Origin of the sequence: Bradyrhizobium mercantei, from assembly GCF_001982635.1 — a bacterium.
GTDB lineage: Bacteria > Pseudomonadota > Alphaproteobacteria > Rhizobiales > Xanthobacteraceae > Bradyrhizobium > Bradyrhizobium mercantei.
The window spans coordinates 1-11845 of the sequence record NZ_MKFI01000017.1; the positions used below are offsets into that span (position 1 = coordinate 1).

Consider the following 11845-nt stretch of genomic DNA (forward strand, 5'->3'; position numbering starts at 1 on the left):
AAGGCCCGGATCAAGGCCCGGATCGGACAGCCCATACCATTGCTGCAGCAACAGCGCCTTAAACAGCGCCAGCGACGGGTAAGCTGGCGCTCCCATCGCCCCGCTGCGCAAGCCGCTCAGCAGCACTTCGATCGCGCCCCAGTCGACCAGTTCCGACACCCGCTGCAATGGCGCATTGGCTCGAGCCGCGTCACTCACCAGCCCGTCCGTAAAGCTCAGCTGACCAATCTGGCGCTCCGCCATCCATCCCTCCGGCGAATCCTTCACCTAAGAGAATCATCCCCACTGACTTCTGCAAAGCCCTCGCGAATGCGGGTGATCCAGTATTCCAGAGGCAGTCGTACTTGAGCCGTGAGGCCGCGGCGTACTCGATCGCCCGGTCGAGCCGGGCGATGACACCGGAGGGTGAGTGAGAGCACAGCCCTTTCCACGCGTCGTCCCTGCCTAGTGCGCAATTGCGCACGGGAGCAGGGACCATACTCCGCAGCAGATGTTGTTGACGGGACTCGTCGTTCGTCGTCCTGGCGAAAGCCAGGACCCATAACCACAGCACTGGGTTGTGAAAGGGATCGTGGCCGCAGCATCACGCAGCAATGAGCTTTCGGGGTAATGGGTCCTGGCTTTCGCCAGGACGACAGCGGTGGATGGTTCTCGATGCAAGAGTCAACACGCGGTGTCATCACCTCCCCGCTTGACCCGGCCCCTGCGGCCGCCTCCATAGGGGTGCGTCAGACGACGCGAGGTGATTCGATGAATGCTCCTGCTGCCCGTTTCCTCAGCCCGTCCGAAGCTGCGCGGCAGCTCGGGATCTCGGCAAAAGCGCTGCGCCTCTACGAGGAGCGCGGCCTGATCGCACCCTGCCGCACGCCGGCGGGATGGCGCGCCTATGGTGCAGCCGAAATGGCGCGCTGCGCCGAGATCGTCGAGCTGCGCGCGCTCGGCCTCAGCCTTTCCGAAGTGGCGCGGATCCTGAACGGCGACGCCGTCATCCTCGGCCGCGTGCTGGCCGCGCACGAGGCCGCGCTCGAGGCGCGCATCCGCCAATGCGGCGACAGCATCGCCAGGGTGCGGCGGCTGCGCACCGACCTCGACCACGGCAAGATGCCTGCGACGCGCGACCTCATCGGTGCGGTGAGAGCGCGGCCGGCGATCGGCGTTGCGTTCGATCTGCCCTGGCCGTGGGGCGGCGAGCGCTTCGAGCTGCGCGACATCAGACTGCTGAACTACATCGTCGGCCCGCTCGGCAGCGGCAAGACGCGCCTCGCACAGCGGATCGCCGAAACGCTGCCCGGCGCCCGCTTCGTGGGGCTGGACCGCGCGGGAGACGGCGGTGCCGCCGTGCATGCGCGGCTCGATGCCGACCCGGCTCTCAAGGCCCGGGTCGAGGCAAGCCGTGCCGCGCTGCTGGCCGACGGTGCCGTGGACTCGCCCGCGCTCACCGCCCTGCTCGCATCGCTCGAGGCCTGCGACGGCGCGATCCTCGTGATCGACATGCTCGAGCAAGGGCTCGATGCGTCGAGCCAGGAAGCCATCATCGCGCATCTGCGCCGTCGCGGACCGGAGGCGCGGCCGCTGTTCTTCCTCACGCGCTCCAGCGCGATCCTGGATCTCGACGCGGTCGGCGACGATGAAGCGATCATCCTGTGCCCCGCCAATCACAGCCGGCCGATCTGCGTCCGGGCCATTCCGGGCGCGGTGGGCTATGAAGCGGTCGCGACCTGCCTCGCCTCGCCGGAGGTGCGCGCGCGGACCGCAGGCATGATCGCGTGGCGGCCATCCTGACTTCTCGTATTGGTTGTATTATCATTGCGTGACAATGCACGACGCAGGTCGGATGCACTCCGGAAAAGTGTGCTATAAGCACACGCGATGACCGAGCTTCCCCGTACCCAGGCCTTGCGTTGCTTCATCACGGTTGCCCGTGAGGGCACTGTATCGCGCGCTGCAGCGATGCTGAAACTGACCCAGCCCGCGGTCAGCCTGCAACTCAAGGCGCTCGAGGAAAGCACCGGGCTGCAGCTGTTCAACCGCACCCCCAGCGGCTTCACGCTGACCGAGGCCGGCGCCGCGCTGCTGCCGCTGGCGCACCGCGCGGTGGCGGCGGCATCCGACTTCAAGGCGATGGCGGATTCGCTGGCCGAGGCGCAGCGCGGCACGCTGCGGGTCGGCACCATCCTCGACCCCGAATTCACCCGGCTCGGGCCGTTCGTGCGCAGCCTCGCGATGTCCTCGCAGCGCACCGAGGTCTTCCTGCGTCATGGCGTGAGCGACGACGTGCTGGCGCAGGTCGGCAGGGGCGAGCTCGATGTCGGCTACTATGTCGATGCCACGCCTCAGGACCAGCTGCTCCATCACAGCTTCACCGAGCGGACCATTGCCGACGGCCGCTACCAGCTCGCGCCCCTGCTCAGCTACGACTACCGCGTGATCGCGCCGATCGGCTGGCGCGACCGGGTGATCGGCAAGGGCTGGGCCGAGCTTGCCGAGTTGCCCTGGCTCGCGACACCGCCGCATTCCGGCCACCGGCGGCTGCTCGACGACATCTTCCGCCCGCTCGGCGCGTTGCCGAAACGGATCGGCTACACCGACCAGGAAGAGGCGATGATCGACTTCGTCGAATCCGGCCTCTGCCTCAGCCTCGCGCGCGACAGCGTGCTGGCACCGCGGATGGCGCGGCCGCATCAGTTCGTGGTTGCCGACAAGGTGAAGCTGACCTGCGATCTCTCCTTCGCCTGTCTCGCCGCCCGCCGCCAGGAGCCGGTGATCGCGCACGCCTTCGCCGCGGTGCGCGCGGTGTGGAATATCAAGCCGGCGATCACCGGCGCCGGACCGACGCGGACGCGGAAGGTCGCAAAGAACGTATAGGCGGCGCAGGGCCAGCTCGAGACAACCGGGAAAAGCTGTCCCGCTCCGTTTGCGATCTTTCCAACAACGGCGGCCGTGTTGCTCTACTTCAAAGCCAGGGTGCTGCAGTACGCGGAGGTTTCACCGCTTCTCCAGCCCATCTTCAGTCCGGTTTCCGTACACTGATTATAGCTCGTGAAGGGGACGCCGCCGGGGCCGATGTTTCGGCAGCCGGTGTAGGCGGTCGCGCCGGCGGACCAGGAGCAGCCGATCCAGGGGCGGTCACCCGACCTCATGCTCGAGACGCAGCCGCCGATGCAATACACCGAGGTCGCGGCTGCATGCTGAGACGAAGACGGGGTGCCGCGGGCCGCCACGCGCTGGTTCGGCCTGTGTTGCGCGGCGACATGCCTCGGCGCGTTGACTGAAATGTCGGGAAGCGGGCTGGGCTGTGACCACGCTGGGCTGCTCGATGCACACAGCGGTGGTACGATCGACAGGAGTGCGACAGCGACATTCGTGACGAAGAACGACGAGCCTTTCATAGCCATGTCCTCCCAAAATTGCCGGACGGTCATTCCATCCCGGGGTGCAGGCTAGCACACGTTCAACCGCGTGACATGGCTATTCGGCGCGGGATCGCTGCCGTGCGGCCACGCGCAAGATACATCCAGCAACATGGCGACCGCTCGCGGGTCACAGGATAGACCTAGGCTGCGACGATCAGCGACCGCGTCATTTCAGCCATGGTGGGCACCAACGACGGCGCCTCGCAATCCTGCAACGACAGCTCATCCATGAGCTCGCGCAGCCTTGGCGGCAAATCGGCGTAATCGCCGCGCAGGGCATAGCGCAGTCTCTCGCCGATCTCTTCGCAGATGGCGCGCGCGTGCTCGGGCGCGATCCGATGAGGCTCACGCATCGACGTGGACCGAGTGGACGTGGACTGCTTGCAAAGGCCGCGAGCCGTTGGACGGCATTTCCGCGTACGCGGATCCCGCATGCGCACATGCGATCAAAACCAGGATCCGAACGATGCTGAACATGGTTCGTACTCCCTTTTCCCGTCCATCAATAGCAGGAGGTCGTTGCCGCCCGATTAGGGAAACTGGTTCTCACCGCCTTTAGGGAAGTGGTAAACGCGAAGTTTCAGGACAGGTTTGCGACGCGGCAATTGGGACGATCGATGCCGGCGCCCCCAATCACGCGCCCCAAATCAGGGTGTCCCCAATGCAGGGGACAGACGTATCCGGCGGAATCAATATGATGCGAAGCCGGATGCCGGTCGGCTATCATCGGCCGCACATTGAACAAAAAGAAGTTGTCGGGAGGATTTGCAATGAAGCTGGCCATAGTCGGACTCTGGGTACTCGCGGGCGCGATGCTGGTTGCGCCGGACGCACGTGCCGACATCAAGGTCGGCGTCGTGGTGTCGGGATCGGGACCCGGCTCGGCGCTCGGCCAGCCGCAGATGCGCACCATCGCTGCGCTGCCGAAGGAGATCGGCGGCGAGAAGGTCACCTATATCGCGCTCGACGACGAGTCCGATCCTACCAAGGGCACCCAGAATGCCCGGCGTCTCGTGATCCAGGACGGCGTCGATATCCTGATCGGCTCCTCGCTCACCCCGGTGACGATGCCGATGCTCGACGTCGCCTTCGAATCCAAGACGCCGATCATCTCGCTCGCGGCGGCGACCGCGATCGTGCAGCCGATGGACGACCGCCGCCGCTGGGCGTTCAAGGTGGTGCCAAATGACGACCTGATGGCGGCGGCGATCCTGAAATACATCGCGAAGTCCGGCATCAAGACGCTCGGCTATATCGGCGTCTCCGACGGCTACGGCGAGGGCTACTACAAGGAAGTGTCGCGGCTGGCGCCGACACTCGGGATTACCGTGACGACGCATGAGGTCTACGCGCGAGCCGACACCAGCGCGATGGGCCAGGCGCTGAAGGTGATCGCGACCAATCCGGAGGCGGTGTTCATCGCCTCCGCCGGCACGCCGGCCGTGCTGCCGCAGGAAGCGCTGCGCAGCCGCGGCTATGCCGGCAAGATCTTCCAGACCCACGGCGTTGCGTCGGAGGAATTCATCAAGCTCGGCGGCGCCAATGTCGAGGGCGCGATCTTCACCGGCGAGGCCTTCACCATCGCCGACGATCTGCCGGCAAACGATCCGTTCCGCCAGGCGCGCGACGAATTCGTGTCGGCCTACGAGAAGGCCAACGGGCAAAAGCCGAACATCTTCGGCGCGCATCTGTGGGACGCGGTGACGCTGTTCAAGCGCGCGGCGGCGAACGCGCTGAAGACCGCAAAGCCCGGCACGGCCGAATTCCGCGCCGCGCTGCGCGATGAGCTCGAGCGCGGCAAGGACGTCTATCTGAACAACGGCCTTTCGACCATGAGCGCGACCGACCACAACGGCTATGACGAGCGCTCGGCGTTCCTGATCAAGGTCGAGGGCGGCAAGTTCCGGCTGGTGAAGTAGCGGCTCGGCCGTCAGCCACCGCTGGAACGGCGTCGGAGGTTCACCTCTCCCTTGGGAGAGGTCGATTTGCGCAGCAAATCGGGTGAGGGGTTACGGTCTATCGAGAGACCAAGAGCCCTCACCCGGATTGCTTTGCAATCCGACCTCTCCCCGACGGGGAGAGGTGAACCGAAACCGCACCAAGCCGACGCGACCAAATCATCCCGCGTTAGTCGCCGCCCCAGCGCCAGCGCGGCGGCTCGCCCTTCCACCAGCACACGGCGGTGAGCAGGGCGCTCAGCACGATCACACAGCCGATGAAGCGCGCCGGAGACTGCGGCAGGATCATCGCGGCGCCGATCGCGATCAGCGCCACAAAGCCGGCCAGGACCGACCAGCCCTGCCAGTTGTTCGGAGGTCCCCAGCCCCAGCCGTAGCGCTTGGCGGGAAACCAGTATCCGTCGTCACGCGGCACGGGATTGCTCCAGTCTCGAAATCCCCGGCCTCACACCTTGCCCTTGCCCGCTCCGCACACGCCCTTCAGCGCCTGCCATTCGGCGGCCGACAGCAATGGCTTGCCGATCGTCAGAGTGTCGGCGTCGGCCTTGCCCATGCGCTCGAGGCGATCCTCGGTCAGCGGATGGCTGGAGACGAGCGAGAGCCCCTTGCCGCCTTCCTTGCCGGTGACGCGGAACATCAGCTCGCCCATCGGCTTCGCCGGGCGGCCGAGCTTGTGCATGGTCTCGATCGCGAAGGTGTCGGCGTTGGTCTCGGCGTCGCGCGAATAGGACGACGTCACCAGCGAGCGCGAGGCGAAGATCAGCGCGCCGGAGCCGGTGATGTCGCCGAACAACAGCCCGATCAGGAACGAGGTGCCGCCATTGTGGATCAGCTCGCGCATGCTGTCGCGATGGCGGAGATGGCCGAGCTCATGCGCCAGCACGCCGGCGATCTCGTCCGGGTTTTCCGCCTTCTCCAATAGCCCGTCGAACAGATAGACCTTGCCGCCCGGCAGCGCGAAGGCGTTCGGCACCGAGGTCGCCAGCACGCCCGACTGCACCGAATTGTCGAGCCCCGCGGTCTCCCGCAGCTTGCCGACCAGCTTCTCGAAGGCCGCCTGTCCCGCCGCGTTGCTGCACGGCTTGCCGGCGAATATCACCTTGACCTGCGCCTCCGCGACATCGCCGAGGCGGCGTTCGAACGAGTCCGGCACCAGCGGCGTCAGCCGCTCGGCGGCGAGCGGCACGCCGAACAGCACCACCGCCACGATCGACACCGCGGCCGCAAGCGACCAGCCGACGATCGCGGCGACGCCCCTGCGGTTCGGCAGGTCGGCCTCAAGCGCGTCGCAGCGCGCGACGAGCTTGGCGATCAGCTCGCCGTCGCGGATTTCGAGCCGCGCCAGGGATGGAGCGGTCAGGCAGCTCAGCCGCAGCAGACCGGAGGGGCTGTCGGCGCGGCGGATGTCGTGAAACGGCCAGCGCGCCAGCAGCGCGCCGTCTTCCCTGATCTCCAGCGCATCGGACAGCTTGAGCGCGACGATGCGCCGCCGGTTCGATGCACCATCGAAGAACACGGCGCCCGGTACAGGAGGTGCCGCGGAGTTGGTCTGACCTGAATCGGATTCCATGTTGCTAGAACCCACCGACGTCGAGGCCGTCGGCAAAGCCTTCGCCGAGCGCATTGGCGAGATCGCCGCGCGCGGTGACGTTGGCCGCCGCCGCGATGTTGTGCACGATGGTCGACGACAGCACCCGGACCCAGAGATCGCGCATCAGATAAACCCGCATCACCACGTTCATGGCGAGCGCAAAGGCGAGATAGCCGATGCCGAGCAGGACGATCAGGGGAATGCTCTTGGCGAACGCCTCGGTCTTGAAGAAGGTCTCGATCGAGGAGCCGTCGATGCTGGCGACCAGCAGGGTGCAGAGCACGAGATAGGCCGCGAACACGATGCCGAGCAGCGCGACCCAGCCGATCACCTTCCAGTACAAGCCGATCAGCGCGCTGCGGCGAAGCGTGGATTCCAGCCGCACCTCGCCGAAGCGGATGCCGGACAGCCACCAGCGCCACTCGATCGCCTTGAACGCGGCATAGGCGAACGGCGCGAAGATCGTGCTGTAGAGCGCGAACGGCATCAACAGCCAGAGCCACCAGCCGCACTTGAAGAAATCCCAGCCGCGGCCTTCGAACGAGCCTTGCAAATCGCCGTAATAGGAATGCCGCATCTTGTAGCGTTCGAGCGCCGCCTCGCGCCATGGCAGCGCGAGACCGAGCGTGATCACGACCAGCACGCCCCAGAGCGAGGCCTTCAGCGCGTAGATCCAGCCCGAGCCGCTCATCCAGAAGCGGACGCCGCGCCACACCGTGCGGGTCAGGCGGTAGCGCCGCGCGCGATAGATCGCGAACTGGCCGAACAGATAGAAGAAGGCGACCAGCGGCAGCGACGCGAACGCCTTGAGATGCTCGGCCTCGATGCCGATCAGGAAATAGCCGAGATAGATCGGCACCAGGATCGCGAGCGCGACCAGGAAGCCGATCAAAAGCTCCTTGCCGCGGCCGGTATATTCCGGCGCGTCGCCGTCGATCTGGGTGTTCGACCAGAGGTGACGGCGGATGTCGGTGGTGAGCCAGAACCGGTAGAAGCCGACCGTGACCAGTTCGAGCCCGGCGCCGCGCGCGACCAGGCGGAAGAACTCCTTCCGGTTCCCTGAAAATGCCACCGGCATCGGCGGCGGAACCGGTTGCGGGGGCGGCTGCGGCGGCCCCAGCGGGGTCCAGCTCATGTCGTTCACGGGATCACTCCAGGACGGGACAATCTCTGCGGATCAAAAGCACAGGTTTGTCGCTGCGAGTGTGATCCAGGTTTCACATAAGGTCGAGATCGCCGGGCGATTTTTGGCGGGGTGGGGTTGGCCACACCTTAACGGCAGCGCGGGAAAGGGCGCCGTCCCCGATGCGGACCTCGACCGCAAGCCGCCGCGCGCCGTCCTGGCCCGAGCCGCGGCGCGTGCTTCGAACCGCGGCCCGGGAATGACATACTTACAGATGGATTGCAGATGGATTGCAGATGGATTGACGGAACGGCAGACCGCCGCCGCAAGCGAGGACAGTCGCAATGAGCAAGTGGATATTGTCGGCATGCATCTTGGCGCTGACGGCAGCTCCCGCCGCTGCCGCCGATATACGGCTGGACTCCTACCGCAATCCGAAGAGCGAGAACTATCGCATCTTCAATTATATGTACCTGGACGGCGCAAGAGGCGGCATGATGGCGTCCAATGCGTGGCTCAAGCGCCATGGCGGCCAAATGCTGTTCTGCATGCCCGGCGACCTCGCACTGACCACCGAGCAGACCGAAGAGATCATGCTCAAGTCAGCCGAGAAGCGGGCAGCGAAGGGCGATGTGGCGATCGCGTCGCTGCTGCTGTGGGGCATGCAGGACACCTACCCCTGCGAAAAGCCCGCAAGCGACAAACCCGCCAGCCAATAGGCGCCCCCGCACCGTTCGCTCCGACACGATCTGATCAAGTCAAACGCCGTTTCAAACAGACCTTGCCTCCGCCGCCGGCCCACGGCCGACGCGAAGGCCCGGATTCGGCCGCTTTGGCCAGGCATCAATGCGGCCAAATGCGCGTTGAGCCCCTTGCGCAAACCGCCGAATGGGAATGTAATTCGGTAAAACATGCCGCGCCGGCCAAGCCCCGGCCGCTGCAACGGTTGAGGAGCCGCTCATGCACGGGACCATCGATCTGGTCGACACCACCAATCTGGACGCCGCACGCGAACGCGCCAACACGCTTGCGCTCGCCGACTACGATCCCGGCGATCCCGAGCTGTTCAAGAGCGATACGTTCTGGCCGTATTTCGACCGGCTGCGCCGCGAGGATCCGGTGCACTATTGCAAGGACTCGATGTTCGGCCCGTACTGGTCGGTCACCCGCTACAACGACATCATGGACATCGAGACCAACCATTCGGTGTTCTCCTCGGCCGCCTCGCTCGGCGGCATCACCATCCGCGACGTGCCGCCGGATCTGCGCCGCGAAAGCTTCATCGCGATGGACCAGCCGCGCCACTCGGCGCAGCGCAAGACCGTGGCGCCGATGTTCACGCCGACGCATCTCGACGAGCTCGCCATCAACATCCGCAAGCGCTCGACCGAGTGCCTCGACAACCTGCCGCGCGGCGAGGTGTTCGATTGGGTCGACAAGGTCTCGATCGAGCTGACGACGCAGATGCTCGCGGTGCTGTTCGACTTCCCCTGGGAGGACCGCCGCAAGCTGACGCGCTGGTCCGACGTCGCGACCACCCTGCCCGGCGCCGGCGGCCTCGTCGCCACCGAGGACGAGCGGCAGGCCGAGCTGATGGAATGCGCGACCTATTTCGCGCGGCTCTGGAAGGAGCGCTCTGGCCAACCGCCGAAGAGCGATCTGCTCTCGATGATGGCGCACAGCGACGCCACGCGGAACATGGACCCGAAGAACTTCCTCGGCAATCTGATCCTGTTGATCGTCGGCGGCAACGACACCACGCGCAACACGCTGTCCGGCAGCATCTACGCGCTCGCCAAGCATCCGGAGCAGTACCGCAAGCTCAAGGAGAACCCTGATCTGATCGACAGCTTCGTGCCCGAGGTGATCCGCTGGCAGACGCCGCTCGCCCATATGCGGCGCACGGCGCTTGCCGACTACGAATTCCGCGGCCGCCAGATCAAGAAGGGCGACAAGGTCGTGATGTGGTACGTCTCGGGCAACCGCGACGAAGAGGCGATCGAGCGGCCCTACGTGTTCGACATCGAGCGTGCCCGGCCCCGCACCCACATCTCGTTCGGCTTCGGCATCCATCGCTGCGTCGGCCTGCGGCTTGCCGAGTTGCAGCTCAAGATCATCTGGGAGGAGATCCTCAAGCGCTTCGACACCATCGAGGTGACCGGAGAGCCGCAACGGGTGTATTCCAGCTTCATCAAGGGCTACGAGACGCTGCCGGTGCGCATTGCCGCCTGAAGGTGCATCCGCTGTCGTGCTGAAACATTTGTGTCGTTTGGCCTGAGTCAGGAAGGCACAATCGGATGGGTTCCCTCCCCCCTTGCGGGGGAGGGTTAGGGAGAGGGGTAAGCCGCGCGGGCAGTGCTCGTGGCTCACCCCTCTCTCCAACTCTCCCCCACAAGGGGAGAGAGAGCCCAACCACCTCCCGTGCGGCTTTGGAAACTGTGTAGAGAGAGATCATGAACGTCCAGACTGCCATCCGTGCCGATAGGGCCGAACTAGAGCGCCAGGCGCGCGAGGAAGCCTATGCGACGCCACTGAAGGATTTCCATCCCGGCGCACCGCGGCTGTTCCAGAACGACACGCTGTGGCCGTGGTTCGAGCGGCTGCGCAAGGAAGAGCCGGTGCATTACTGCACCAACTCGCCGATCGAGCCGTACTGGTCGGTCGTGAAGTACAACGACATCATGCATGTCGATACCAGCCACGGCATCTTCTCCTCGGACTCCACGCTCGGCGGCATCTCGATCCGCGACGTGCCGCCCGGCTACGACTATCCGAGCTTCATCGCGATGGACCAGCCGAAGCACGCCCATCAGCGCAAGACGGTGTCGCCGATGTTCACGCCTGATCATCTGGACGAGCTCGCCAAGCTGATCCGCCAGCGCTCGGCCAGCGTGCTCGACAATTTGCCGCGCAACGAGACCTTCAATTTCGTCGAGCGCGTCTCGATCGAATTGACCACCCAGATGCTGGCGACGCTGTTCGACTTCCCCTGGGAGGAGCGGCGCAAGCTGACGCGCTGGTCCGACGTCTCCACCGCACTGCCAAAGGGCGGCATCGTCAACTCGCCGGAAGAGCGACGGCAGGAAATGGACGAGTGCTACGCCTATTTCTCGAAGCTGTGGAACGAGCGGGTCAACGCACCGCCGAAGAACGATCTGCTGTCTATGATGGCGCATAGCGACGCCACGCGGCACATGGACCCGGACAACCTGATGGGCAACATCATCCTGCTCATCGTCGGCGGCAACGACACCACGCGCAACACCATGAGCGGCTCGGTGCTGGCGCTGCACGAACATCCCGACCAGTTCCAGAAACTGAAAGCGAATCCCGAGCTGATCGACACCATGGTGCCGGAGGTGATCCGCTGGCAGACGCCGCTCGCCCATATGCGGCGCACCGCCCTTGTCGACACCGAGATCGGCGGCAAGACGATCCGGAAGGGCGACCGCGTCGTGATGTGGTACGTCTCCGGCAACCGCGACGACGAGGTGATCGACCGCCCGGACGAGTTCATCATCGATCGCGCCCGGCCGCGCATCCACCTGTCGTTCGGCTTCGGCATCCACCGCTGCGTCGGCATGCGGCTCGCCGAGCTGCAGCTCAAGATCGTCTGGCAGGAAATGCTGAAGCGCTTCGACCGCATCGAGGTGGTCGGCGAACCGAAGCGGGTCTATTCCAGCTTCGTGCGCGGCATCGAGAACCTGCCGGTGCGGATCCCGGGCTAAGGTATATTCCAGAGATAGCGGGCCGCCGCGCG

Annotated in this window: 11 protein-coding genes; 6 read left to right on the forward strand and 5 right to left on the reverse strand. The window is 65.4% G+C overall.

Translation table 11 applies throughout. From position 1 onward, the window contains the following. A partial coding sequence (locus BI327_RS40165) for a transposase (protein ID WP_143271797.1) occupies positions 1 to 243 on the reverse strand: 243 nt, incomplete at its 3' end. A gap of 507 nt (positions 244 to 750) precedes the next feature. Between BI327_RS40165 and BI327_RS40170 the strand changes: the two genes are divergently transcribed. Together BI327_RS40170 and BI327_RS40175 are read left to right on the forward strand one after the other, a co-directional pair. After that, positions 751 to 1782 (forward strand): MerR family transcriptional regulator, encoded by a 1032-nt coding sequence (locus BI327_RS40170; RefSeq protein WP_076867164.1) that lies wholly within the window; start codon positions 751 to 753, stop codon positions 1780 to 1782. Between the two features lie 87 nt (positions 1783 to 1869). Further along, on the forward strand, positions 1870 to 2865 hold the full coding sequence (locus BI327_RS40175; RefSeq protein WP_076867165.1) for a LysR family transcriptional regulator: 996 nt from the start codon (positions 1870 to 1872) through the stop codon (positions 2863 to 2865). A 688-nt stretch (positions 2866 to 3553) separates the two neighbouring features. Here the strand turns inward: BI327_RS40175 and BI327_RS40185 are convergent. After that, positions 3554 to 3766: a hypothetical protein gene (locus tag BI327_RS40185; protein ID WP_076867167.1), complete on the reverse strand. Its 213-nt coding sequence runs from the start codon at positions 3764 to 3766 to the stop codon at positions 3554 to 3556. Positions 3767 to 4183: 417 nt separating this feature from the next. Between BI327_RS40185 and BI327_RS40190 the strand changes: the two genes are divergently transcribed. Next, positions 4184 to 5332 carry an ABC transporter substrate-binding protein gene (locus BI327_RS40190; RefSeq protein ID WP_076867168.1) on the forward strand — a complete coding sequence of 383 codons (1149 nt, stop codon included), beginning with the start codon at positions 4184 to 4186 and terminating at the stop codon, positions 5330 to 5332. Positions 5333 to 5540: 208 nt separating this feature from the next. Here BI327_RS40190 and BI327_RS40195 read toward each other — a convergent pair whose 3' ends face one another. Genes BI327_RS40195 through BI327_RS40205 form a run of 3 tightly spaced genes read right to left on the reverse strand, consistent with a single transcriptional unit; the run spans position 5541 to position 8097 of the window. Next, positions 5541 to 5786: a hypothetical protein gene (locus BI327_RS40195; protein ID WP_076867169.1), complete on the reverse strand. Its 246-nt coding sequence runs from the start codon at positions 5784 to 5786 to the stop codon at positions 5541 to 5543. Between the two features lie 30 nt (positions 5787 to 5816). Beyond that, positions 5817 to 6941 (reverse strand): M48 family metallopeptidase, encoded by a 1125-nt coding sequence (locus BI327_RS40200; RefSeq protein ID WP_076867170.1) that lies wholly within the window; start codon positions 6939 to 6941, stop codon positions 5817 to 5819. Between the two features lie 4 nt (positions 6942 to 6945). Beyond that, complete coding sequence (locus BI327_RS40205; protein ID WP_089025729.1) at positions 6946 to 8097, reverse strand: DUF898 family protein; 1152 nt, start codon at positions 8095 to 8097, stop codon at positions 6946 to 6948. Between the two features lie 332 nt (positions 8098 to 8429). On the opposite strand from BI327_RS40205, the gene BI327_RS40210 reads away from it, so the two are divergent. The 3 genes from BI327_RS40210 (at position 8430) to BI327_RS40220 (ending at position 11813) form a co-directional block, all read left to right on the forward strand. Further along, complete coding sequence (locus BI327_RS40210) at positions 8430 to 8804, forward strand: hypothetical protein (RefSeq protein WP_076867172.1); 375 nt, start codon at positions 8430 to 8432, stop codon at positions 8802 to 8804. A gap of 241 nt (positions 8805 to 9045) precedes the next feature. Continuing rightward, positions 9046 to 10317 carry a cytochrome P450 gene (locus BI327_RS40215; RefSeq protein ID WP_076867173.1) on the forward strand — a complete coding sequence of 424 codons (1272 nt, stop codon included), beginning with the start codon at positions 9046 to 9048 and terminating at the stop codon, positions 10315 to 10317. A 221-nt stretch (positions 10318 to 10538) separates the two neighbouring features. Next, positions 10539 to 11813: a cytochrome P450 gene (locus BI327_RS40220; protein ID WP_076867174.1), complete on the forward strand. Its 1275-nt coding sequence runs from the start codon at positions 10539 to 10541 to the stop codon at positions 11811 to 11813. Positions 11814 to 11845: the final 32 nt, after the last annotated feature.

Excerpts from the sequence above, each read along its gene's own strand:
- BI327_RS40190 (WP_076867168.1), top strand. The coding sequence starts at position 4,184 with ATGAAGCTGGCCATAGTCGGACTCTGGGTACTCGCGGGCGCGATGCTG.
- BI327_RS40170 (WP_076867164.1), top strand. The coding sequence starts at position 751 with ATGAATGCTCCTGCTGCCCGTTTCCTCAGCCCGTCCGAAGCTGCGCGG.
- BI327_RS40200 (WP_076867170.1), bottom strand. The coding sequence starts at position 6,941 with ATGGAATCCGATTCAGGTCAGACCAACTCCGCGGCACCTCCTGTACCG.
- BI327_RS40210 (WP_076867172.1), top strand. The coding sequence starts at position 8,430 with ATGAGCAAGTGGATATTGTCGGCATGCATCTTGGCGCTGACGGCAGCT.
- BI327_RS40205 (WP_089025729.1), bottom strand. The coding sequence starts at position 8,097 with ATGAGCTGGACCCCGCTGGGGCCGCCGCAGCCGCCCCCGCAACCGGTT.
- BI327_RS40215 (WP_076867173.1), top strand. The coding sequence starts at position 9,046 with ATGCACGGGACCATCGATCTGGTCGACACCACCAATCTGGACGCCGCA.
- BI327_RS40185 (WP_076867167.1), bottom strand. The coding sequence starts at position 3,766 with ATGCGTGAGCCTCATCGGATCGCGCCCGAGCACGCGCGCGCCATCTGC.
- BI327_RS40175 (WP_076867165.1), top strand. The coding sequence starts at position 1,870 with ATGACCGAGCTTCCCCGTACCCAGGCCTTGCGTTGCTTCATCACGGTT.
- BI327_RS40220 (WP_076867174.1), top strand. The coding sequence starts at position 10,539 with ATGAACGTCCAGACTGCCATCCGTGCCGATAGGGCCGAACTAGAGCGC.